The following is a 25,726-nucleotide window of genomic DNA, read 5'->3' on the forward strand; positions in this document are numbered from 1 at the left end:
CGATGTATTATTATTTCTTTTGATTCTAGGAGCGTTGCTGTGCCTCAATATTCAGAAAATAAATACCTGCAATCTTTTCTAGAAAATCTAATTACCTCATATGAAACTGAAGTCAATTATAATCCCTTAGAGAGGGAACTCGATGCACAACCATACACTGATAAAGAAATTAATGCTCTATTGAAATTTGTTAATGATGATCGCAAGCGTCTCTTTATTTTAAAAATTCCAGGGAATGAGCAAGCATCAAAGAAACTCGCGTTTCATGCACGCCGCTCAGTATTAAATAAAACAGCAGAAACAATTCTTAAAAATACATCCAACGCTCCAAAAATCAACCCATTAAAATATGCATTGAGCTCTAAGACACCAGAAGTCAGAGCACGTATCCAAATTCAAAAAAGCTATAGATTACCTAAACCACCAAGTGCACAAAAAAATGCTCAACTCGAACAGAGCGAACATGTAGCAAGCCCGGATCTGAACCTACTACCCATTGATCTCCCTGAACTTCCCGAGCTGGTCAAACAACTCAGGGCATTAGGTCTTGATAACATACAAGAATCAGCTCTTCCTATAATAAAAGAACATAGCTATGCCTTTAGGGATGGTATTATCCCAAACAATCTTCCCAAAGGGTTTTATATAAGCAAAGAAAAAAAAGCGTTTTGTTATACTGATACCCCAAGAAAACTTCCCTCTGCTTTAGCACCTTTACTGAAGAAACAAGAATCTTTAGTTTTGCCGTCAATTGAAGAAACTACGGCGCTATTACCCCAACTTAACCAAAATACGGTTACTGCGCTTTTGGATCCTCAGTACTCACCTAACCAAAAAAATATCTTTGTATCATTGCTTCCTGCACATGAAAATGAAATCAAAGCACTACTTCAATTTCAACAACACCAGGAATTCATTATTCCATTACTTTGCAAACAATATGTGCTGGGAGGTGAGGCTCATACTGTTGTTTTAGTAAGATTACTGAATGCGTGTTTGAATAAAAAAATCAATCTTGAGTTTCTGAACTCCCCTGAAGTACAAAATGCTCTTTTGAGCACGCGGGGAATTAAAAATCTGCAGAAATTAGTGCAACTCCCTGCAGAACAAAAAGAATGGTGGAACACACTGGTGGCTGCACATTTAAATTACGATAAAAACAGTTTTGATTTTAATGTTTTTTTTGAAGCCTATACACAAATCGTTCTCCCCCGAATTGCGGAAAAAAATCTAACGCTACCTATCCCCTGTCCAATTAAACATAACGGCCATTTACTCATTACATTAAACAGAGTGTTGGATGTTATAGAACTCGCTCAAAATCCACAAGAACAGTGTCTTTCTTTGTCGGACCTCAATTGGGGACCAACAGGTGTGCATTATGCCATGGTGCAAAACCCTGCTACGGAACACTTTAAACAAGTTGCTTCGTGTATGAAGATTGAAAAGCCTGAGGATAGCAATACTGATCCCGAGCGCATGTATCAACAACTCAACAATGAAGACCTCCAACTTAAGCCCTGGCTATTCCGATACTTAGGACAAAATTGGAAAGCTGAAGTAAGATTATCAGACATCCAGGCACAGCTTTCAGAAATCGAAAAACTTGCTACATGGACTCCAGTTCAAAAGAATCAATTAACTTTTATTTTAACTTGTGCTTTTTCAAATAAGGACGCCCTGAACGCTGCACAATGGAGAGAAACTTTAAACAATTGCATTCTTTCATTACAGACATTGGAACCCAGTGATCGTAGTGATTTACTGCACGCTTTTTCTCGATCCTTTAAATTCAAACCTAACTGTTCATTGGCACAAATCAATGCATTCATGAAGCAGTGTATTGAATTTAAAATCGCTTTTCCTGATAAAAAATTCAAAGATGATTTCATTGCCCCACTAGTTTCATGTTTGGAAAATGAAGGACTTGAAACACTAAATATACTTCAAGAGCGTATTCAAAAAACTGATCCGAAACCTGAAGTAAATCAATTTTCTCTATCCTCTATTGCATCGTTTACGGCAGTGCTGCAAAAAAATCGCCAGGTCTTACCGCCGGATCTCATTAAACTGCTCACAAAACTCAATGAGTCCGATTTAACTCAAGGACATATCGACAATTTATTATTAGCCCTAAAGAACATACACGATAAAAAAGGTCCAGAATTTCATAGAACCGTACTCAGTACATTAAGTCAAATCAATATCGCAAAGTCAAAAGAATTACCTAAAATAGATAATATTCAAACACTTCTGGATAAGCTCGCAAATTTTGAAGACACTGTTATCCCTGCTGAATCTAATACCCCAGAAAAACAAGAGGAATGGTTAAAAGCACTCATCATCGATAAAAACCTTTTAAAAGATTGTGTACTTGGTAATGGAGATATATCCAAACTCGATAATTTGATTGTTGATGCTTTAGCTGATGCAATTAAAAAAAGAAGTGCTGTATTAAAATTAGATATATTGAAGGCTAAATTACAAGAGAATTTGAATAGCCGCATGGTTCCTCAAGAATTACGCGATAAACTAGATCAAGACCTGATGCCACTTTTTGATGAGGTCGATCAATTAGTTAAGATGTTACAAAGATCTAATACACCTCAATTCTCAGAAGTGTTTGAAAAATTTAAATTTTTTGAGAAACAAAAAACTGTACTGCTTAATGGCACTTATGGACTTAGTCTTTTCGGTATTGAGGTAAAAACTCAAGGCGAATATATTTTAAGTTTCTTACTCACTGGGGAAAGAAAAGCAACCGATAAAACTACTGGACCAGGGTTTGCTGCAGTTTTAGGTCCAGTCCATACCTTACTTGTTTCTCAAATGAGGGCATTTTTTGAAAACCCCAAGAATAAGCAGACGGTCAAAGACTTAGATTTAAGCACTTGTCTTAGTTGGATGTCAAAATTTAACAAGACACTCTCTTTAACTTTCTTTTTCGAAGAAGAGTTGATTCAGAAAAAAGTATTGCCTGCCTTGAAAAAAACATTACATCAGCTTAATACTCAGGATCAGGATTTTGAAAAAAACATCCTTAAAGAAGCTGCTTCAATCGATGAAAACGCTCCCTCAGATCAAGCACTACTAAGTTATAAAAATAAAATTGAATCGATTGCAAATTATCTCAATTTGCTTATTGATATCAATGCCCGACTCCCCCAACAATTCAATAAGATTTACAAGCAACTGAGTACAGGAGCACTAGCACGCTTAGATTATAAGCAAAAACAAAGTTTAGTTAATGATCTCATCAAACAAAGCTCAGAAAAATTAGACCTTTATCTAAAACTGACAATCCAAGCGTTAGATGAGCATCCCCGTGCAGATGCTACAGCGATTGAACGAGCGGTTAATGGCTTAGCTGAGCTCTTTAAATTATCAGATCTTGATCCAGATACCCAAGTTATGTTTTTCAAAATGAGCATGGCTCATAATTTGAAAAGCAGCACCCCCTTCCCATTTGACGCACTAAATAAATTTAAAAAATCAGAGCTTCCTGTTCCAACCAAGTCATTAATTATCAAACAAATTATACAAATTTTAGGAATTCCTGGCTCAGACTCAGAACTGATTCAGTCATTGATCCAAAAGACTCAATTATTTTTAACTGAAAATCAGGAACAAGCAGAACTCTGCGCTTCATTACTAAAGAAAGTCTCACAAGAAAATCCCAACCAAGATCTCAGTGTCTATCCTCAAATTCTTCAAGAATTAGTGGGATTTACTCCAGAAAATAGAAAAAAAATTGCTACGATTTTAACAGGCCTAGCGAATAACAAAAAAGACTCCACGGTAAATTTACCTGCATTGCTGGAAGTCGCCAAAGGTTTAAAACGGTGCCTTCCTGATGATGTTGATAAAGTTCTAAAATTATTCAAGACACGTCCATACCCTAATACACAAAGCCTAAACGCTGCATTGCTCGCACCTGATCCTGAAAAACTACATAAATATTGTTTAAACTTCGATACAAATCCTTTTGCTAAAACTAATGAAAAAAGGGATTTAGCCAAACATTTTGCAACAGATCGAATAAAAGATGCTCTGACCAATTTGCAAGATTTGCTTCATGAAGAAAATTTTCCTCATTCACTGCAAATGAAGCTTGCAAGACAATTAACCTATATCGAAACATTAGGTTATACCGATCCATTAGTTCCCAATGATTTTACAAACCTAAAAGATGACCGACCACCCGTTCTAAAAGGATTGACTGGCAAGCCACGTGATGAATTACAAAAACGTGCCAAAACAATACTTGATCAACTTCGTGCGAATTCAATAACACCTGAACAAAAAGAAGTAACCTACTTGGAGCTTTTAGCTTATTTAAGGGAAATCTACTTTCGAACAACAGGTTTATTCCCCAATACCACACAAATGCTTGTGTTGTTACTTGCCCTAGAAGATCCATCATCCAATTTATTAATGCGTATCAAAACTGGAGAAGGGAAAAGCATTAATACGCCGATGCTTTCTGTTGCTCAATGGGCGCAAGGTGGTACAGTTGTACAATGGACTGCCAATCCAACCCTTCTGACTCGCGATTTTGAGAACAGTTGCGAACCTTTTTTCAGCTTTTTAGAGATTCCGTCGACACTCATTCAAAGTGATACGCCCACAGAAAAATTTATACCTAATGGCATCAACTGCTCCACTGTTGAAGATATGGCCAGTTTCCACTTAGCTGCAAAAATTGCTAAAAATGAAAGGCTGCTTGATTCAATAGGTCCTGTACATATTGTTTTAGATGAATGTCACGATGCACTTTTAGATCAGCAAATACTTTATAAACTCGTTGCAGAAGCCGAAGCAGCGCATGGTGACAATCCTGCTCAATGGATTTATCCACTCGCATATCAATTCACCAATTTGCCATCATTTCGTAATACTCTAGATAAAGTTTGGGATGAGGATGAAGATCTCGATCAATTCAGATTATTTCTTAACAAACAAATTAATGAACAATTTAATGGTGATATCGAAAAACAAAATTATTTGATGGCAACGAGTAACACGCAACTCAAACAATGGATACGTGCCAGTTGTATCGCCGCTACTTTAGTGGAAAACAAACATTTCCTAATGCAACCTGTCAAAGAAAAAGATGAGACAGGTCATGAGATTATTAAAAAAATTGCCTGCGTTCCTTTAATCCGCAGCACACCAAAGCTTGGTTCAATTTTCACTGAAGAAGTGCAGCAAGCATTACAGGCCCGACTTAAAGCGGAAAGTAAAGATCAGGCCCAGTATATTTTTATTGACCCTGCTCCTTCTGTACTTGCTAGTCAATCAGCACAAGGGTTAATCAAGTTTTTCCAAAAGACCTTAGGACGATTGCTTGGAATTTCAGCAACTCCGGGAGATAAGCGTGAGCTTGAAAGCTTAGCTACATCTCTAAGAACTCAGGCAGTGAGCGTAGCACCACATGCTGGAGATAAACGCATAAATCATGATCCAATTTTTACCTTAGATCGTGAAGGGACAATCAAAGCCATCCATGAGACCTTCGATAAGATTAAGTGTCCTGTTACAAAACCAAAGATGGTTATTGGTAATCCTAATGAAAAGATTCAAACCTATAAACAACATGAACAATTAATTGCAGAAAGAAATCAAGCCATTGAAGAATGGAGTCACGATCAAACTCAACCCATTCTTATTGTGAGTGAAGATTTTGATGAGGCACAGGCAATTGGCAACAGTTTAAAAAAATATGAAGAGCAAGGTTTTATAGTCCAAATTATTACGGGTAAGGAATCTCCAGAACAACTGGAAAAGCTCATACAGCAAGCAGGTCAAGTTAATACCATTACTGTAGGGACAACAATGCTTGCACAGGGAATAGATTTCAATCCGGGAGATCACCCTAAGGGTTTATTTGTAATACAAACCTTTCCTGATACTGAAAGAATGACCATCCAAATCGGTGGTCGCGCTGCGCGAAATGGAAAACCTGGTGAATGGCTGCCAATTTATCAAGTAAAACCGCCAGAAGACTTGCTTAATAAGTGTTTATATTATGTTTTTCCATGGGTTCGTCAACGTAGTAATGAACAAATGGTTAAAGCACATAGGAATAAAATCACATTACAAGCAACTGTAGATAGAATATATACTCAGGCCATTGATGAAGCGCAACAGATACTAATTCAACAAGTTGAGGCTTGGGAAAGTTTTCTTCTTGAGCTTTATCCTGATGATCCCAAACTACAATTTGAGTTTTACCAATGGCGTGAAACGATTTTGGGAGAGCTGACGCGTGCTCAAGATACCAATGTATCCGAAAGCTCTCTTACTGAAAGTATTGAGCAATTCAAAAAATCAGCGTGCAGAATTTGGGAAACTGCTCGAGAAGATAAATGGGTAGCTAAAGCAGAAAAGGCACCCAAAATGAGTTATGAGCAAGAATTACGGCTTAAGTTTTTAAAACAATTAGATTTCTTCCAAGAACTAAATATTCAAACAAAGCTCAAACAAAAATCGAAGCGTTTTACCGCTGGAATAAAAGATTTAATGCATCAAAATCTAGAAACAATAATTGCCGATAAAGCAGGAGCTGTTTTAAATTATACAAACCCCTCTGGCCAAACAAAAAAAGATTTGGAATTGGCGCAAAGCAAACAAATTTTACCCTATCTTATCGGAGAATTTTGTACTGCTTGTCCAGAAACTACCAAAGTATTCTTTCCTCAAATCACCTCTCAAAACTCTTCGTTTATACCTGAAATTATCCGAATAGGAATTAATAAGTTAATCGAACAAAAAAAATGGGTATGGCCCAGTGAAGAAAAACAAGAAGTCACTGGAAGCATCATTCAATTTTATCAAAAAAAACTAATGAATGCAGATGATAAAACCATTCAGGAGCTATTGTCCCAAATCAAGCCTTTAATCTTAAGTCATTGCAGCAACTTAGCACAATTTTCGCTCGTCGAACAATTTAAAATGCAAGGCCTAGTCCTCTCATTTTCTACCCTTTATCGAAATTTAGTATTAGCTGAAGATAAAGATTTAAACAATTTGCAAAAGACGTACAACGAAGAAATAATGAAAAAGCTAGCCCAACATCTACTTAGTGAGTTTGCTTGGGTGCAAGAAAACCCTGTGCCTTTCCATGCCTTCTTTGAACGAACCGTAGCCAAAAAAGCAGCATTTGAAATTTATACTTTGGCTGAAGATTTAAATAATTTTCCTCAGGATAAAGATAAAATTCAGGGACTCTATTCAGCACTTGAACGTCATAAAGCCATTTTAAAAGATAAGTATCTGTTTTCGATTAGCCACTCATCGCCCCGCAATGTGATTAACGATGCACTGAATGCAATTGATTCATTAAATAATGTACCGCACTGTGATCTTGATTTTAGAAAAAACTGCCATGATAAAGTAGTTGCAGAACATCAAATTACGTCTTTCCGTAGTTATTTGACCAATGCATCACCTTACTTTTTCAAGACCTCAGACCCTACTTGGGAGCATTTGAAAAGAACGTTACTCAAAATAAGCCATCAAAGTAAAGATAATCCTAGCCATGTGGTGCAGGAGTTATATGAAGCAACCTTACGCTTTAGTTCTTATAAAGCATATCAGCCCTATTTAAACCAGCTTAATGCGTTGAAAAAACGACTCTTAAGCTCAATAGAGGAATTGGAAGCACCAGATGGACTGCATCAAGATGTACAAGAAAGTTTATTGACACAAAAACAAACTCAATTTGCTGCTTTATTGAAAGTTGATCCTGCTCATGTGCGGATTCAAAGCGGTACTGATGGCATTCAATCCTATATCGAATTACAAATTGAAGACGAGCAATTGCAACAAGGATTTACTGGATATCAATTCTCTTATCGTACACGACTCGATGCCGAGAAAGATGAACTTCGAAGAGTCAAATCAGTTTTTGCAGAAAATAAAAATAATCTTCTCAATTTATCTGATGCAAATGTAATCAAAATACTTCCCGCACGAAAACAGCCTGAAGCTGAGAAATTATTCAGACTAAAAGCACTTTTAAATCTTGATTGGAACACTCTTAACATTGATCGCAGTGAAATTCCTGAATTAATTCGAAAAAAACTGGAACATGTCGATGAGCTAAAACAATTGAATTGGAAATTAAACCCAGTAGATCCGGGTCAACTCACGAAGATTATGGGGCAAGTGCCTGACGGAGGTTTTAATGCTCTTATGGAGGAGCAATTAAAGATCAAAATTAATATTGAGGAAATTCGAAGCAATATAAAGAATACTTTAGAACAAATCCGCATACAGGAAAAAGAAATATTAGATACACAAAATCTCATTAAAACAGCACAAATACGTATGGAAGAACCTACTTGTTCCTATTTGGAACAGGGCATCATAATGACTAAAAATTATAGGCTAGCAAGCAAAATACAAGCCTTTGAAAAGCATCTGGAACAACTCAGGAGTACTCTGCGTAAATTTCAAGATGAAGAAACTGTACGAGTGGATGCATTAAGCGACCATAATGATCGATTGGATAAAAAAAGAATTGAACTTATACCAATACGCCTAGACCAAATCAAACACGAGCTTGCATCCCATCTCGAGGGAGCAGCTAAACAGCTAGTAGTAACGATAGAAAAAGAATTCCTAGAAGCCGAACCAGTTATTAATAAAATTGCAAAAGAGGAAATCAATAAAACACGTTATCAGACGCGTCGATTCTTCAAAACCAGTGAATTGTTAGGTTATGAGGCGAGCTTAGCTCATGAAGAAGCAGAGATACCAGGAAAAGAAGTGTCAGCTGATGAATTTGAACTTCAGCATATTCAAAATAAAGAGGTACTCGCTTTGTAGCCCGGATTAGAATTGTAGCCTGACTGCTTGCAGTAGCACGGACAATCGATAGGCTCTCATGGTTGCAAGCAACCAGACTACAACTTTAAAATGTTCCCATATAATCCATTTTTCCAATAGCAACGCCCAAGCTTCTTAAGATGTCATAGGCTGTAGTAATGTGAAAGAAAAACTGGGGTATTCCATAATGCAAAAGATAGGTTTGCCCCATTAATTTTCGTTCTTTTGGAGTTCCCGGACGGAGAATAATTTCTTTCTCTTCACTGCCGTTAATATCTTCTGGAAGAATTTTGGAAAGGAAGAACAATGTTTTTTCGATACGACCACGTAATTCAAAAAACGTTTTCTCATTGTCTTCTAAAACAGGCACTTCCATATCTGCCAACCGTGCTGAAACACCTTTAGCGAAATCAGTAGCAATTTGTACTTGACGTGTGAAATTAAACATATCTGGGAAAAGGCTGGCTTGTAAAAAGACATTTGGGTCCATTTTATTATTATCAATATGAGCCTGTGTTTTTTCCAAAATTGCATTTAATGAGGTAAGCATCTGTTTGAAAACTGGTACCGAAGCGGTGTACATTGAAATATTTTGTTTCATCCTTTTTCCTTGTCATATTAAATTCTGTCATGAATGTAAATAAGGAATATTACCCGAAGATCGTCTATTATAGAATCCTGTTATCTTATTGATTCAATTTTCATTTTATTCCATTAATGATTGACAACAATTTAACAACAATGATAAAAACATCACACCCCCTAACTGACTAGGTATAAAAATGAATAAATTTTACACTTTTCTTTTGTTAGGTTTACTTGCTAGTACAAGTTTTGCAAAACCATGTGGTACACATAGAAGCTGTTTAAAACTAAAAAACCAAAACTCTCAATCTGCAAAAATTGAATGTAATTGGCTGAATGCAGTGGCTTCCGTGGGTAACTCACAGGGATCGACCCAACTGGATTTAAGTTATGGCGATGGTCTTGGAGCTCCCGAACCGAGGCAGCTTTCGTGCAAATTAACAACTGGGCAGACAAAACAAGGTTTTGAGTTCCATAATCCTTATTGGGGTTCGCTAATCGAATTTAATCTCATTTCTGAAAGAACACTTGAAGTGTATGTGACCGATGGATGGAGCTCCAAGGAAACACGTTATACATTTAATTGGTAATTATTTTATTGGAGTTCGTAGTATTGTAGCCTGGGTGCAGCGCAGCGGAACCCGGGAATGCTGTGCCACAGTTCCCGGGTTCCGCTGCGCTGCACCCAGGCTACCAAACACCTAGGCTACAATACTCCAACAGCACCCAGCGGATTTTGTCGATAAAATTGGGCAAGCAAATTATAGATCTCAGAATAGTAGTGCCTTATTATTTCCGGTTTTTCGAAAAATAATTCAGAAAATACTGCAAAAAACTCCGCTGGGGATGTAGCAGCATAAGAATCAATCGGAATAGGATCATTTTCTTGGAGACGATTTACTAAATCATTATACCCTGAATTAAAAACCTCAGCCCAATGCGTCGCTGACATCCCTTTATGAAGTGGAGGAAATCCATTTGCCCTTCCATTTTGCATATCCAACTTATGGGCAAACTCATGAATCACCACGTTACGCCCATTAATTCCACCATGATGTTGCGTGTCGTCCCAAGAGATAATAACGGGTCCACGTTGCCATGACTCGCCACTTAAATTGGATCGTCCTAAATGTTCTATCCCAAACTCGTCAGTTACCTTGCTTTCTCGTGAGTAGGCACCCGGATATATTATGACTGAAACCCAGCCATCGTACCAATCAAGTCCAAGATTCAGAATAGGAAGACATGCCTGTAGAGCAATGTTTAACTGCATCGAAGTTGTTATCTGTAGATCGCCTACTCCCTCTAATGATTTATAATAAAGAAATAAAATGGCTAATCGCTTGAGTTTTATTTTTTCCTGAGTACTCAAGCGCCGCAGCAAGGATAAACTTTGAATTGCCTCATTCCATTCATTATCAGTTACAGGTGAATGGCTTATGGCCCGTTCGTCCCGCCATCTCTTTAGCCAGTGGAACATTGCATCAACCATACTGAAACTAAAAGTAATGTTCTCGTTTTTTTCATTATCATTGTTTTTCTTCCCTGATTTTCTTCTTTCTTTAAGCACTATTGTCAGTTATTCACATTCAAGATGGCCAAATACCAATCTAAATCAACATCCTGTATCCATCTTCTCCAAGCATATGCTCCTCGACATGTGCAAGATTTTTATCCTTATCTTGACTATTAAAATGTGCCGAATCATTTCTACCTAAAACATATGCACATAAATCATCGTATTCAATAGCCTTATCATCAGATTGTATCAATTCTTTAATTGCACTAAATTCTGGTTGGTTCAATGCACCAACCAATGCTAAACCAGAAGTTGTTGTATTATAAAAACTATAGCTGTTTCGGTCCCTTTGTAATGCAACTGTGAGAATATCTCTCAGTATAAAACTCAACTGCTCTTCACTAAAATCATCTTCCAAACCTTTTTTAATTTCATCCAGTAATCCCTTCTTTTGACCTTGCTTACTTGCAGCAGTCATATTATCTAGAATAACTTCTATTAAACGAAGTAAATCTGCTTTGATTAGTGGTTTTTTTTCCTTTTCCAAATGGATTCGTTCCGGCTCTACTTTTAAACACAGTTCATCTGGATCAATTGACTTTGTATCAATAAGTTCACGGTGCGTTTTATTAAGATATTTTGCTGTGTTTGAAACCGTAATTTTAGAACCATCCTGAGAATGTAAACTTCTACTTTTGGGAATAATGTTCGTAATAATACCGGCAAGAAGTTTTGTCCATTTTTTGTTTTCTCGTTGAAACTCATTAATGATCTCAGATTGCTCAACATTTTCTCCCAACTCTGCCAAGCTACCCACTCGACTCAGAAATTGGTACATAATTGCTCTACTAAGCTTTCTGATTACTGGAATTGCATCAACCCCATAACGCAAGTGTTTCGCATCATTTGCCTTATCAACATCCTGAAAAGCTTTTAAATGAGCGCCTAAAATAACCTCTTCTCTTACTTTACAATGCTTAGGATAAGTAGGTCTTATAGGTATATGGAACTTGGCAAGAACCTGATCCAAAAATTCTTCGGTATCATCACCCACTTCAAGATAGGGATAAAGTGTTTCAACATAATTTAAATTTTTGGACCCAGACAAATCGACTGTGCGATTAGCCAATGAATATTTAAAAAAATCTAAAAATGCTGTGAAAAATAAATTACCTGGTACGGGATCTAAAAGAAGTAAATTTGTTTCTAAATGGAAACGATCAATATGGCCCAACTTAAGCGCTGCCAAAATTAAAGCAATTCCACCTCGACTTAAGCCAATACCATTTAACTTCACTTTATAACCGTCTTGAATTAACTTTTTGACGACTGCAACAAGTTGATCACTTTGCTCCTCTAAACCTACACCAAATAAAGCCCCTTTTGTACCATAATCAATACCACATCCATTAAAACCCATTTTAAAATGAGTGGCATCTTTATGTTGGTTTACTTGCTCGGCTGACTCGATGAGTGTCCCCTTGCAATCTTTATATAAAACTCGGTGCAAATGGGTATTTGGCTCATCAATTTTGTAGATAGTGCCTTCAAATATGGCAGTTAAAGTGATTTCTTTCATTAAGTATCCATCTTTTAGCATCAATTTTTATGCCTATTCTAACAACATCAATGAGCAATTAACAATCATATTAATCACATTTTGAAATCAAAAATAATTTGAATCATTTAAGTTAAATACAATTTATCCAGAGTTGTTTTTTCTTCAATTTGCATTTATAGGGTTGTTTTAATTGCATCAGTTTGATTTAATCTGAGCTGTATTTTAAATATTTACTGTGTGAAAAAAATAATCTCACACCATTAATCTAAGTAACACTGGCATAAGATATGAAAAGAATAAAAAATGGACTCTTGCTTAACAATGAATGAGTCACTCAGTAGCCTAATAAACAAGTTAAATCGTCAATTCCATGAACTTGATTTGCATTTACAAACTGTTCAGCATCAAAAGCAAGAACTCGTACAACAAATTCAGCAAATTGAAAAACAAATCAATCAAACTGTCCCTAACTCACTCACTATGAATCCAGCGGTTGAAATCAATTGGCTTAATTTCATCATGCAACAGCAAGAAAAAAAAGAAGCGACCACTCTAGAGCTTAAGAATTACTTTGCTCTAGAAAATAAGTTAAAAGAGAAAATCACACGCGTTAAAATGGAGTTAAAAATGATAGAAAACTATTTACAACGTGAAGAGATCCATGCGCTAACTTAACTCTATCTCATTTGAAACTCATACCCATCTGTATTCTTCTCAAGGTCTATCTTCTCTTGTCCTGTTTCAAAATAAGTTTCTGTACCTACAGCACCTAGTGTACTCATAGACCGCGTAACAATAGAGAGCACACTGTGAGGAAAACTTATAAGTGCAAGTAAGGCGCTCACAGCAGAAGTTAAAAGTGCTACACCAGTAAAATAAAGTACTGAACCCGCAAATTCAAGTGCATCATCGCGAAGTTCTGGAGCGTTAAATACGAATGCACCAGCAGCAACAAGGTAAGTAGCCAGACAAACTGCAGCCGAAGCAAAAAAGGCAAATGCAGAAAATCCTGCTAAAACAAGACCAGCGAATGGGTACACGCCAGGGGCAATTAACTCTCCTCCAAACTCATAAAGATTTTTATAAGGAGTAAAAAAACCTGGACGACTTCTGTAGGTTTTAATTGCCCTATCAGTAATTTCACTGACGGTTCGTCCATCGAAAATATAATAGACTTCTTCTTCACCGAGTAAATAAAGCATAAAACTCTTCCATAATTTTTTGCTTACTTAGATAAGCATACTAGTGTAAATTTCTGTAGTAGTAGAGGCCTCATTCATGCATTCAAGCACCTCAGCACCAACAGTAGCCAGACTACGAGTACCCAAAGTAACTAAAGAGCATGGGATACTAAGAGCTGCTAATAAAAGACCTGCCACTGCGTTTACAAGAGCATAGCCTGTAAAATACAAAAACTGACTCGCGGCATTAAGTGCTTGATCATGTAGTGGTGTATACCCCAATATCCCTGCCCCTATGCCAACAAACCAGCTTCCAAGAGTAGCAAGTGGCAAAGCAATGCTCGCTACAATTCCAATTATACCTAAAGCCGCAAATCCTAACGGATACACAATTGGTGCTATCAAACCACCAGCAAACTCTTTAGCGTTTAGATAGGGTTGAAAAAAACCAGGTCGTTTCTTATAAACTTCAATAAATCTTTTTGGCTCATCTGACAATAAATGATTTGGACCATACCGACCATTTAGTACGTAGCTAATATCATCTAAACTTATCAATCCTAACATGCATCCCTCACTTCGTTTAGTTTTTGCCCATGCTAAAGAGATGCTATATTGATGTCAATTTATTATTATAAAAAATTTAAACTCACATACTGAGTTGAAATCCAAAGCAGAGTTAATATTAGGGGCATTAGATGCCACACATAGAACACAGTATGTGGGGTGAAAAATTGCGGGCTCTCTATCATATCAGGCTTTTTGCTTTTTGGGTGCCAACCTTACATTAGCAACCCAGCCTCCTCCCAGTGCCTTAACCAAACCCACAGCAGAAGACATTTGTAATCCATCTACTTGTGTTGCCGCCTGTTCTGCCGCAAGAGCACTGATCTGAGCAGTAAGTACATTCGCATAAGGAACAGTTCCTGACCTATATTGATTTTTAACAATTTTGAGTGCAAAGAGTGCATCAGACGCTTCTTTATCTTGAACTATGCTTTGTTTTTCCAAAAGAAGTAAGGAAATCAAATAATCCTCCACATTTTGAAAAGCAGAGAGCACTACTTGACGATAATTGGCGACCTGAGCCATGTATTGTGCTTTCGCAGCCCTCACGCCTGCTGAACGATAACCCCCATCAAAAATAGTTTCTGCCAATTGAAAACCAGTAGACCAACTGATTGCAGGTTTATGAAACAGTTGATGAAAACTATGACCTGCGGCACTAATAGTACCTGTCAGAGTTAAAGTTGGGAAATAAGCAGCAACTGCCACTCCAATTAAAGCACTCGCTTGTTGTACCAAGCGCTCAGCTTGAGCAATATCAGGCCTTCGCTCCAGCCAAGCTGTAGGCACCTGTAAAGGAATAGTTGGTGGCTTCAAGTTGATAATCGCAGGTTTTAGCGAAAAATAAGCCGGTGGACGTCCCATTAATACTGCAATTGCATGTTCATATTGGCCACGTAAAATACCGTTGTTAATAGCTGAAGCTTGAGCTGATTCGAGCTGGATTTGAGCCTGGACCACATTGGCGCGTGATACAACGCCCGATCTATATTGATTTTTTGTCAATTGTAAGATTTTTCTATAAGCAATCACCGTGTCATCTAAATACTTTTGAACTTTATCCAATGTGCGTAATTCAAAATAATATTGTGCTAAAGCACCTTGGGCTGACAAACGCGTTACACCAATCAATGCTTCATTGGATTCCGCCAAAGAAAGATCTGCTTCGATGGTTCGGCGAACAAGCCCCCAAAGATCAGGTTCCCAGCTTGCATTCAAAAATGCTGTATAAATTGTTGTAACCGTTGCTGCAGGTGCAATATTTGTCGTTGCGGTACCTGTAGTTCCAGAGGTACTGATAATGGATGTAGATCCTCCAGCTTGTCGTTGTTCGAACAAACTAAACGCGCCGACTACGGTTGGATACAAACTGGCACGAGCTTGGTCAACAATAGCAAGCGACTGACGGAAATTTGCCTCGGCATTTACAATACTTTGGTTGAAATGATACAACTGATTTTCCAGATCATTTAAAACAGGATCATTAAAAATTTTCCACCATTCGCCACGCTCCATATCATCTTGAGGCTGAATAGGTTTCCAGTTTTTACGCTTAACCCCTATTTCTTTTTTGCCTTTGGCTTCTTTGAATTGTGGTGGTACTACAAGTTTTGGAGGTACATAATTAGGTCCAACCATACAGGAAGGCAGTAAAAAAGAAGCCTGTATCAAAATTAAAAAAATTTTGAATTTCTTAAAAAACTGTAGCCTGGGTGCAGCGCAGCGGAACCCGGGAGTATTGTGCCAGCTTCTCCCCGGGTTCCGCTGCGCTGCACCCAGGCTACTTAGGGACTTTAATCGATTATGAGTGGCCATAGACACCCCGTAACTTAAATTTTTTCATAAAATTGCGAACACGTATTCCGGCAGTATCCATTGCCAAATAAATAACTGGCGTCGTGTATAGTGTTAATAACTGACTTACGATTAAGCCACCAACAATCGCGATTCCCAACGGTCTACGTAATTCAGACCCCACACCAAAACCGATGACCAAAGGCATAGCGCCTAATATAGCCGCCATAGTGGTCATCATAATAGGACGGAAACGTAATATCGCCGCCTCATAAATCGCTTCGCGCGGTGATTTGCTTTCCTTCCGCTCTGCATCTAAAGCAAAATCTATCATCATAATGGCATTTTTTTTCACGATACCAATAAGAAGAATCATCCCGATAAGAGCAATAATACTTAGGTCTGATTTAAACAACATTAAAGCAAGCAATGCACCGACACCCGCTGATGGTAAGGTAGATAAAATAGTTATTGGATGGATCAAACTTTCATAAAGCATTCCCAATACAATATAAACAGCGAAAATAGCACTCATAATCAAAAATTTTTCATTTGCAAAGGATTCCTGAAATGCTTGGGCTGTTCCCTGAAATGCGCCACGCATAGTGGGTGGCAAATTCATGTTGTTAATGATCTGAGTAACCTTAGTCACAGCCCCACCTAAAGAAGTACCCGGAGCTAAATTAAACGAAAATGTTGCTGCTGGTGCCTGGCCTTGATGATTGACAGATAACAAAGTTGCTCCTGGTTTGAAACGTGCAAATGCAGATAAAGGTACTTTATTTCCGTCAGGAGAAATAACATAAATTTCTTCCAATACTTTAGGATATTGCCAATATTTCTCTGCCACATTCATCACCACGTAATATTGGTTCATTGGCATATACATCACTGAAATTTGACTTTGACCAAAGGCATTATATAACACCCGATCAACGAGCTCCGGTGTGAGACCAAAACGAGATGCTGTGTCATGATCTACATCTACAAAGATTTGTAACCCATGATTGAGCTGATCATTATTCAGATCAGCAATGCCGTGCAGTTTTGACAAACTCTCCATAATTCGAGGAGTCCAAGTCTCGAGATCCTGTAAATTATCAGCTGACACTGTGTATTGAAATTGAGCTGCACTTTGTCTTCCACCTATAGTCAAGTCCTGCGCCGCTTGCATGTAGAGTGTTGCGCCAGAAATTTTAGATAACTTGGCTCGTAATCTGTCTTTCACCTCATCAGTAGTCTCTTTATTGAGTACAGAAGACTTCATCATAATAAATACAGAACCGGTATTTGCCGTATTATTTCCTGGACCACTCCCTATAAAAGCAGCAACATTTTCTACCGCAGGATCCTTACGTATCTCGGAAACAAATTGGATTAATTTATTCTTCATTGCGTCAAATGAAATATTTTGATCAGCTTGTAAAGAACCAACAATTCTGCCTGTATTTTGTTGAGGAAAGAATCCCTTAGGAATGCTATGAAATAAATAGGCAGTAAGTAAAATAGTACCCAAAGTTACACCAAGCATTAATATGGGGTGGTATAATGCCCAACGCAAACCATTTGCATAGCGCATTTTGATGTACTCATTAAAACGAATAAAAAAATGATCCTTTTCACCTTCATCAGAGTGAAGCATTCGCGAACACATCATTGGAGTCAAAGTTAATGAAACCACCATGGAGATAACGATTGCAAGTGAAAGCGTAACTACAAACTCACGAAATAAACGTCCAACTATTCCTCCCATGAACAGAATTGGAATGAATACAGCAACTAAAGAAATACTGATTGATAATACAGTAAAACTAATTTCTTTAGATCCTTCTAAAGCAGCCTGAAATGGTTTTTTACCCATAGCAATATGACGCGAGATGTTTTCCAGTACAACCACTGCATCATCCACCACAAATCCCGTGGAAATGGTTAATGCCATAAGTGATAAATTATCAAGGCTGTAGTTTAATAATTTCATAACTGCGAACGTGCCCAGTAAAGATAATGGCACCGCAATTCCAGGAATCATCATGGCACGTACACTGCCAAGATAAAAATAAGTAACAAAAATTACCAAGCACATTGCAATAAGTAAGGTTAATTCCACATCATGCAATGAAGTTCGAATTGTTGTCGTTCTATCCATCAAAACCTTTAATTTAATGTCACTGGGTATTGATGCTTCAAGTTGTGGCAAAATTTGTTTTATGCTGTCAACTGTCTTAATTATATTGGCGCCTGGTTCTTTAAATAAAACCAGCAAAACAGCAGGTTTTCCATTAGCTATACCTGCATTATGAACATCAGCAACTGAGTCGATAACATTAGCCACATCGGAAAGTCGCACAGGTTGATTGTTAAAATAACTAATGATAAGGGGGGCGTATCCCGCAGCCTTGAGTATTTGATCATTACTTTTAATTGTTGAGGCTAAATCATCACGGATCAATTGACCTTTTGCTTGGTTAAGATTAGCTGCAGCAATTGCATTTGCAAGTTGCGTCAAACCTATTCCATAACTGTTTAATGCTGTTGGATTGATTTCAACACGCACAGCAGGCAAAGAGCTTCCACCAACGTTCACTTGCCCTACTCCTTCACTTCGCAGGATTTTTTGTTGCAAAAAAGTAGACGCTACATCATATAATTGTCCTGGTGTTTTTTTATCTGAAGTCAAGGCAATAATCATAATCGGCGCATCAGCAGGATTAACCTTGCGATACGTTGGGTTATTGGTCAAATTCGTCGGTAATTGACTTAACGAAGCGTTAATAGCTGCCTGTATGTCTCGCGCAGCGCCATCAATATTACGGGATAAATCAAATTGAACCGTTATCATTGATTGCCCTAAAGTACTTGACGAAGTAAGCTGAGTAATCCCAGCAATTAGTCCGATCTGACGTTCTAAAGGAGCTGCTACTGAAGTAGCCATTACTTCTGGACTTCCGCCTGGTAACTGAGCTTGAACTGTAATCGTAGGAAAATCAATTTGTGGTAAAGGAGCTACAGGTAAAAGATTAAATGCAAGTATACCTGCAAAACTTAGACCTAATGCAAGTAATATAGTTCCTATAGGTTTATGAATAAATAAAGAGGATAAATTCACGCGTTCCCCCTCACTTTATCAGTGCTATCCCTTCGATAACTCATTACTTTGCGTGATATTCGATCAAATGTCAGGTAGATAATTGGAGTCGTGTACAAAGTAACTAACTGACTAACCATTAAACCACCAATAATAGCGATACCTAACGGACGTCGTAATTCACCTCCAATACCATTACTGAGGGCTAAAGGAATTGCACCGAGCATCGAAGCCATAGTCGTCATCAAAATAGGTCTAAAACGCAATAATGCAGCCTCATAAATTGCATCTATAGGTTTTCTTTTGTACTCACGCTCTTGTTCAAGAGCAAAGTCAATCATCATAATGGCATTTTTTAACACAATACCAATTAATAAAATTATGGCGATTAAAGCAATAATACTGAACTCATTATTTGTGACATACAATGCAAATAAAGCACCCATTGTAGCTGAGGGTAGTGTAGATAAAATGGTCAGGGGATGAATATAGCTTTCATAAAGCACACCCAAAACAATGTACACGACTACAACTGCAGCAAGAATCAACCATCCTTCATTGGCAAGTGCATTTTGAAAGCTTTTTGCTGTCCCCTGAAAATCTGCCGTAATACTCAGAGGTAGATTAAGATTTTTTTTCATCTCATCAATTTGTTGTACTGCCTCTCCTAATGAGCCATTCTTAGCAAGATTGAATGACAGTGTTGCTGATGGAAATTGGTCCTTATGTGCAATGACTAATGGCCCTACAGTTTGTTTGATGCTAGCAAAAGTTTTAATGGGAACTGAGCCACTCGAAGTGGTTATTGCTGAAGATACAGAACCTGGAGTGATGGTCGCGCCCAATGAATTAACCGTCGGATAATTTATTCCTGGACTAGAAGCGTTCGTTACAGCAGAAATACTAGGCGAGGAGTTATAAACCGTAGAATTGATATAAATATTATCAAAAGCAACGGGTTCCTTTTGTAACGAAGGCAAAACTTCCAAAACGACACGATATTGGTTTCGTTGGGTAAACATAATTGATATTTGCCGCTGCCCAAAAGAATCATAAAGCGTATCATCAATCATTTGCATGCTGATTCCAAGCCGATATGCCGTATCACGATCAACATCCAGTTCTGAGACCAAACCTAGATTTTGTTGATCTGAGTTGACGTCTTTCAATGCTGGTAATTTTTGCATTCGTTGCAGCATTAATTTTGACCAGTTAGTCACTTCATCAGGATCAGGTCCATTCACACTGTATTGGAACTCAGTACGACTCGTTAAAGTATCTATAGTTAAATCCTGAACTGGCTGCATATACAATTTTGCACCAACCACGTTTCTAACCTTAGATTGTAATCGCCTTATTACTTCATCCACACCAGGTCGTTCATCAAAAGGTTTAAGATTAATAAGAATACGCCCACTATTTAAAGTAATATTGGTCCCATCAATTCCAATAAACGAAGATAAACTTTCTACAGCAGGATCAGAAAGTACCGCTTTTGTTAAATCTTTCTGACGATTGGCCATTTCTTGAAATGAGACTGAATCAGCTGCAACAGAGATCCCTTGAATCACCCCAGTATCTTGAATAGGAAAAAAACCTTTAGGAATAAGAAACAACAAAACCCCAGTAATGAGTACAGTAATAAAGAAAATCAATAAAATAAGTAGTTGATGTAATAATACCCAGTTTAAAGAAACTTTATATTTTTCAATAAGGTAGTTTAGCTTTCTTTCGAGAAATTTTTGTAAGTCATTATTTTGGCTTTCGCTTTCTGGCTTTAAAATGCGCGAACACAACATGGGCGTCAAGGTTAAAGAAACGAACGTAGAAATAGCAATTGTTATCGTTAAAGTCAGAGCAAATTCTCGAAATAACCGACCTACTACATCCCCCATAAACAACAAAGGAATAAGGACCGCAATAAGTGATATGGACAAAGAAATAATAGTAAAACCAATTTGTTCTGCTCCCTTATGAGCAGCAACCAATGGTTTTTCACCAAGCTCAATGTAGCGCATGATGTTTTCGATCATCACAATCGCATCATCGACCACAAAACCGGCTGCAATAGTCAATCCCATTAAAGTAAGATTGTTAAGACTAAATCCTAGTAAGTACATTAGACCCAGAGTGCCTACGAGTGCCAGAGGTACCGAAATACTAGGAATAATGGTAGCTGGTAATTTTCGTAAGAAAAGGAAAATGACCATAACTACTAACGCTACAGATAAAAGTAATTCGAATTGCACATTTTTTACCGATGCCTGAATGCTAATAGTGCGGTCAGTAAGCACCTTAACTTCCATTCCTGCAGGAATTGCAGATTTCATTTGATTCAATAATTTTTTGACTCGTTGAGCCACTTCAATCACATTGGCCCCAGGTTGCCGTTGGACGTTTACAATGATTGCAGGGTCATTATTCATCCATGCCTCCTGCATAATATTTTCCGCACCATCTATAACATTCGCTATATCAGATAAACGAACTGGAGCCCCATTTTGATAAGAAATGACTAGAGGACGATAAGCTTCTGCAGACAACAATTGATCATTTGAATTAATCGTATAGGACAAACGAGGACCAGAAAAACTCCCTTTTGCGGTATTCACGTTAGAGGCCATAACAATAGCTCGGATATCTTCCAGAGTTAATCCATAAGCAGATAATGCATTGGGGTTAGCTTGAATACGTACTGCAGGCCGATGCCCTCCTCCCAAGCTCACTAATCCTACACCGGTTAATTGAGAAATTTTGGGGACTAAACGCGTCTCAGCGTAATCTTCAACTTTTGTTAAAGGTATTGTGTTTGAAGTTAATGCTAAAGTAAGAATTGGTGTATCTGCTGGGTTTACTTTGCTGTAAACCGGGGGATTTGGTAAATCAGCAGGTAAATAACTGCTCGCCGCATTGATTGATTGCTGGACTTCTTGTTCAGCAACATCTAATGAGATATCCAGTTTAAACTGCAAGGTAATAATCGATGATCCATATGAACTGTTTGAGGTCATTTGATCCAAACCTGGCATTTGTCCAAATTGTCGCTCAAGTGGTGCAGTAACCGTTGTGCTCATCACATATGGACTCGCCCCAGGATAAAAAGTTGACACTTGAATTGTGGGATATTCCACATCTGGCAGAGCCGAAACAGGCAATAGTTTGTAAGAAAGGGCCCCACTAAGAAAAATAGCGAACATTAACAATGAAGTGGCTATAGCTCTTGCGATAAATGGGCCTGAAATACTCATGTGATATTGCGCACTTTCGATTCATTACCTGCTTTTTTAACTGGCTTGCTAGAATAATCATTTTTGACAAGTACCGTCGAGCCATTCATTAATTTATCAGCACCATTTACTACTACTTTTTGACCTGGTAACAAACCGCTTTTGATTACAGTATAATCACCACTAGTGGGTCCCATAACCACATCTTGAGTTGTCACTGTATTATTTGCATGAATCACATAAATGAAATCGTTTGTTGTTGAATGTTGTATCGCCGCCGTGGGCACAACGGTCGCTTGGTGCAATGTTTCAATTAAAATTTTTACGTTAACAAATTGATTAGGGAATAGTTTATTTTTTTCATTATTAAAAATCCCTCTTAGTCTTACTGTTCCTGTAGTCGTGCTTATCTGATTATCCAAAGCCAACAATTTTCCTATTCCAAGTAAATTCTTCTGTTGGCGGTCATAAACTTTAACTTGCATCTCTTTGCCAGCATAGGCCTGTGGCGCAATTCGTGGTACATAATCTTCAGCAACAGGGAAAATTACGGTAATGGGATCATTGGTAGTGATCACGGCAATGCCTTGCGTATTTGCAGTTTGCACAAAATTGCCAGGATCAACTAAGCGCAAGCCGATCCGTCCATCTATTGGGGAAGTAATATTGCAATAGATAAGATTGACTTTAGTACTTTGAATCAAACCCAAATCGGCTTTAACGTTACCTTCATATTGTTCTACTAGTGATTGCTGAGTTGCTAAGGTTTGTTGGGAAATAGAGTCCTCTTTCCATAGTCTTTGATAACGTTTTAAATCAATTCTTGCGTTAGCCAGTAGTGCTGAATCACGTTTTAGATCACCTTCATATTGGATAAGCAATGCCTCATAAGGACGCTGATCAATTTGGGCGAGTAGCTGTCCTTTTTTGACCAATTGTCCTTCCTTGAAAAGGACTTTCATTAATAAACCATTGATTTGGGTTTGCACCGTCACTGTGTAAACAGGCGTTACCGTACCAAGTGCTGGAGCATAAATCGGTACATCACGAGTAGTAGAAACTTCTGCAACAACAGGAATAGGCTTAGGTGCTGTATTTTTTGCTTTTTTAGCGACAATATAAAGCCACAGTCCTGCAACCAAAGCAATGCAAATAATGAGCAGTCCTAACAAATTGTCTACTTGATAACGCGCTCGCCAACGTTTAGAAATCACCGTTTTATTTTTCTTAGGGGGTGACTTTTCTCCTTCCATAAAAACTACGTTCCTTGAGCCAAAATGAAGAAATTCATCATAGCGAATTTTCATAAGGGTAGCAAAAAAATCTAGTTAAACGTATGTCAGTCTCATTTGGGCGTCAAAGCACAATCCAATTGTCCAAGAAAAAAGCTAAAATTAACACTATACTAATAAAAAAAGACTCTTTTTTACTGTCATATGATATTTTCACTCAGGAGAGAATATGGAAATAAAAACCTTTCAATTCCTTAAGAATAAAGGATGGAGTGTGGAAGAATTTCCTGATCTTGACTCAGAGAATACATTAGTACTTATTTTTGCAGCTCCAGAATTCATGGATTTTCAAGATCCTATAATTCAATTAGCGAACTTTTATTCCAAATCAAAAGTTATAGGCTGTTCCACTGCGGGTGAAATTTATGGTGATGATCTTTTTGACCACAGTATTACAGTCTCTGTAGTCAAATTTGCCAAAACATCATTAAAAATTGCAAAAGCAGAGGTAAGTCACAGCAAAGACTCTAAAAAAACAGGCAGTTTAATTGCTGAGCAATTAAAAGCAGATGATCTGCATAGTATCTTTATCTTGTCTGATGGACTTAATGTAAATGGCTCTGAATTAGTACAAGGATTAAACACTGCAAATGGTAATCATAAACTTATTATTACCGGTGGGTTAGCAGGTGATGGCAGTGATTTCAAAAAAACATGGACCATTTTAAATAATAAAATTCTTGATCATTATGTCGTAGCCGTAGGTTTTTATGGTTCTGACATTCATGTTGGCCACGCATCTAAAGGAGGATGGGATATTTTTGGTCCTGTTCGCCGAATTACACGTTCAGAAGCTAATGTTTTATATGAGCTTGATTATCAACCTGCTTTGCAACTGTACAAAGAATACTTGGGTGAAAAAGCTTCCGAGCTGCCCTCATCAGGATTGCTTTATCCATTAGCAATCAATAACCCTGAAATCCATAATGACACCCAATTGGTTCGTACAATCTTAGCAATCGATGAAAAAGAACAATCACTGGTATTTGCAGGGGATATTCCAACAGGATGGTACGCGCAATTGATGAGAGCCAATTTTGATCGATTAATCGATAGCGCGAATGAAGCAGGTCTTCTAGCAAATAAATTAATGTTGAACGATAACTTAAAACAATTAGGCCCTGTTTTAGCGATTGACATTAGTTGTGTAGGAAGAAGACTGCTTTTAGGCGAACGAACAGAAGAAGAAATCGAATCAACAATGTCCGCTTTACCTGAAGGCTCGACCCAGATTGGCTTTTATTCATATGGGGAATTATCACCTTTTTCTGTTGGAAATTGCGAATTGCATAACCAAACGATGACGATTACGACAATTTACGAAACCTAAAAATTAAATATTTAGATAAGAGTGATATGGAAATTCATAAATTATTAAAACGACAGCTAGAACATTCAAACATTGTTCAGGATAAGATGCCAGAAACTAATGAGCAGTGGCAGACTTTTATTCACCACGTCAATAATACCTATATGGAAGCAGATCAGGAGCGCTATTTGCACGAGCGCTCTATAAAAATATCTTCCCGAGAAATGATGAGTTTGAATGAAAAACTTGAATATGCCCAACATATTGCTGGTTTAGGCTATTGGTCTTATGATGGCATCCTCGACCGTGCAATCTGGTCCAATGAATTATTCAATCTATTGCATTTAAATCCTTCTCATAAAGCTCCTAAACTAAATGAGTTTATCGAATTAATCCATGAGCAAGACCGATTTGAATTAATACAAAAAGTAAAACGTGCCCTTAAAGATAAAATAGATTATGAATGTGAAATACGTGTAAGAAACCCTGATGGAAATTACCATTGGTATAGGTTAATTAGTCAATGTCAGGAAGGAGAGAAACAACTTGCTGGAATCGTTATCGATATTCATAAAAGCAAAGTTTCTGAAGAAAAAATCAAAGAATTAAACCAAAAAATATCATCTACTGCTCGTCGTGCTGGAATGGCAGAAGTGGCAACGACTATTTTGCACAACATAGGCAATATTTTAAATATTACCCTGGCGTCTAAAAGTTATTGATTTTATGTGATATTCTACGCGCTTTTGACTAAATCAATTTGTTGAGATGAGT

14 protein-coding genes are annotated in these 25,726 nt (G+C 37.6%); 5 read left to right on the plus strand and 9 right to left on the minus strand.

Going from position 1 to position 25,726, the window contains the following annotated elements; translation table 11 throughout:
- Window positions 1-39 precede the first annotated feature (39 nt).
- Window positions 40-8,832 carry a hypothetical protein gene (locus Lstg_RS04630; protein WP_058476491.1) on the plus strand — a complete coding sequence of 2,931 codons (8,793 nt, stop codon included), beginning with the start codon at window positions 40-42 and terminating at the stop codon, window positions 8,830-8,832.
- Between the two features lie 85 nt (window positions 8,833-8,917).
- On the opposite strand, the gene Lstg_RS04635 is transcribed toward Lstg_RS04630, so the two are convergent.
- Window positions 8,918-9,433: a DUF1993 domain-containing protein gene (locus Lstg_RS04635; protein WP_058476492.1), complete on the minus strand. Its 516-nt coding sequence runs from the start codon at window positions 9,431-9,433 to the stop codon at window positions 8,918-8,920.
- A gap of 181 nt (window positions 9,434-9,614) precedes the next feature.
- Between Lstg_RS04635 and Lstg_RS04640 the strand changes: the two genes are divergently transcribed.
- Entirely contained in the window at window positions 9,615-10,007 is a 393-nt protein-coding gene (locus Lstg_RS04640; protein ID WP_058476493.1) for a hypothetical protein, read from the plus strand.
- A gap of 116 nt (window positions 10,008-10,123) precedes the next feature.
- On the opposite strand, the gene Lstg_RS04645 is transcribed toward Lstg_RS04640, so the two are convergent.
- A complete protein-coding gene (locus Lstg_RS04645; protein WP_238585371.1) occupies window positions 10,124-10,987 on the minus strand; it encodes a M90 family metallopeptidase in 864 nt (287 codons plus the stop codon).
- Between the two features lie 40 nt (window positions 10,988-11,027).
- Complete coding sequence (locus Lstg_RS04650) at window positions 11,028-12,515, minus strand: hypothetical protein (protein WP_058476494.1); 1,488 nt, start codon at window positions 12,513-12,515, stop codon at window positions 11,028-11,030.
- 285 nt (window positions 12,516-12,800) lie between these two features.
- Here Lstg_RS04650 and Lstg_RS04655 point away from each other — a divergent pair, with 285 nt between their 5' ends.
- Entirely contained in the window at window positions 12,801-13,172 is a 372-nt protein-coding gene (locus Lstg_RS04655) for a hypothetical protein (RefSeq protein WP_058476495.1), read from the plus strand.
- Window positions 13,173-13,174: 2 nt separating this feature from the next.
- Here the strand turns inward: Lstg_RS04655 and Lstg_RS04660 are convergent, their stop codons facing one another.
- The 6 genes from Lstg_RS04660 to Lstg_RS04685 form a co-directional block, all read right to left on the minus strand.
- Window positions 13,175-13,699 carry a hypothetical protein gene (locus Lstg_RS04660; RefSeq protein ID WP_058476496.1) on the minus strand — a complete coding sequence of 175 codons (525 nt, stop codon included), beginning with the start codon at window positions 13,697-13,699 and terminating at the stop codon, window positions 13,175-13,177.
- A 27-nt stretch (window positions 13,700-13,726) separates the two neighbouring features.
- Entirely contained in the window at window positions 13,727-14,245 is a 519-nt protein-coding gene (locus Lstg_RS04665) for a hypothetical protein (protein WP_058476497.1), read from the minus strand.
- A gap of 186 nt (window positions 14,246-14,431) precedes the next feature.
- Window positions 14,432-15,916: an efflux transporter outer membrane subunit gene (locus Lstg_RS04670; RefSeq protein ID WP_274519319.1), complete on the minus strand. Its 1,485-nt coding sequence runs from the start codon at window positions 15,914-15,916 to the stop codon at window positions 14,432-14,434.
- A gap of 130 nt (window positions 15,917-16,046) precedes the next feature.
- Complete coding sequence (locus Lstg_RS04675; RefSeq protein WP_058476499.1) at window positions 16,047-19,145, minus strand: efflux RND transporter permease subunit; 3,099 nt, start codon at window positions 19,143-19,145, stop codon at window positions 16,047-16,049.
- Complete coding sequence (locus Lstg_RS04680) at window positions 19,142-22,372, minus strand: efflux RND transporter permease subunit (RefSeq protein ID WP_058476500.1); 3,231 nt, start codon at window positions 22,370-22,372, stop codon at window positions 19,142-19,144. The genes Lstg_RS04675 and Lstg_RS04680 overlap by 4 nt, the downstream gene beginning before the upstream one ends.
- Window positions 22,369-23,604, minus strand: a complete 1,236-nt coding sequence (locus Lstg_RS04685) for an efflux RND transporter periplasmic adaptor subunit (protein ID WP_058476501.1) — start codon at window positions 23,602-23,604, stop codon at window positions 22,369-22,371. Before Lstg_RS04685 ends, Lstg_RS04680 begins: the two co-directional genes overlap by 4 nt.
- Before the next feature lie 208 nt (window positions 23,605-23,812).
- On the opposite strand from Lstg_RS04685, the gene Lstg_RS04690 reads away from it, so the two are divergent.
- Together Lstg_RS04690 and Lstg_RS04695 are read left to right on the plus strand one after the other, a co-directional pair.
- Window positions 23,813-24,973, plus strand: a complete 1,161-nt coding sequence (locus Lstg_RS04690; RefSeq protein ID WP_058476502.1) for an FIST signal transduction protein — start codon at window positions 23,813-23,815, stop codon at window positions 24,971-24,973.
- Window positions 24,974-24,999: 26 nt separating this feature from the next.
- Complete coding sequence (locus Lstg_RS04695) at window positions 25,000-25,674, plus strand: PAS domain-containing protein (protein WP_238585373.1); 675 nt, start codon at window positions 25,000-25,002, stop codon at window positions 25,672-25,674.
- The last annotated feature ends 52 nt before the right edge of the window (window positions 25,675-25,726 follow it).

Origin of the sequence: Legionella steigerwaltii, from assembly GCF_001468065.1 — a bacterium.
Lineage (GTDB): Bacteria > Pseudomonadota > Gammaproteobacteria > Legionellales > Legionellaceae > Legionella > Legionella steigerwaltii.

Excerpts from the sequence above, each read along its gene's own strand:
- Lstg_RS04660 (WP_058476496.1), bottom strand. The coding sequence starts at position 13,699 with ATGCTTTATTTACTCGGTGAAGAAGAAGTCTATTATATTTTCGATGGA.
- Lstg_RS04685 (WP_058476501.1), bottom strand. The coding sequence starts at position 23,604 with ATGGAAGGAGAAAAGTCACCCCCTAAGAAAAATAAAACGGTGATTTCT.
- Lstg_RS04695 (WP_238585373.1), top strand. The coding sequence starts at position 25,000 with ATGGAAATTCATAAATTATTAAAACGACAGCTAGAACATTCAAACATT.
- Lstg_RS04640 (WP_058476493.1), top strand. The coding sequence starts at position 9,615 with ATGAATAAATTTTACACTTTTCTTTTGTTAGGTTTACTTGCTAGTACA.
- Lstg_RS04635 (WP_058476492.1), bottom strand. The coding sequence starts at position 9,433 with ATGAAACAAAATATTTCAATGTACACCGCTTCGGTACCAGTTTTCAAA.
- Lstg_RS04650 (WP_058476494.1), bottom strand. The coding sequence starts at position 12,515 with ATGAAAGAAATCACTTTAACTGCCATATTTGAAGGCACTATCTACAAA.
- Lstg_RS04680 (WP_058476500.1), bottom strand. The coding sequence starts at position 22,372 with ATGAGTATTTCAGGCCCATTTATCGCAAGAGCTATAGCCACTTCATTG.
- Lstg_RS04655 (WP_058476495.1), top strand. The coding sequence starts at position 12,801 with ATGGACTCTTGCTTAACAATGAATGAGTCACTCAGTAGCCTAATAAAC.
- Lstg_RS04690 (WP_058476502.1), top strand. The coding sequence starts at position 23,813 with ATGGAAATAAAAACCTTTCAATTCCTTAAGAATAAAGGATGGAGTGTG.
- Lstg_RS04665 (WP_058476497.1), bottom strand. The coding sequence starts at position 14,245 with ATGTTAGGATTGATAAGTTTAGATGATATTAGCTACGTACTAAATGGT.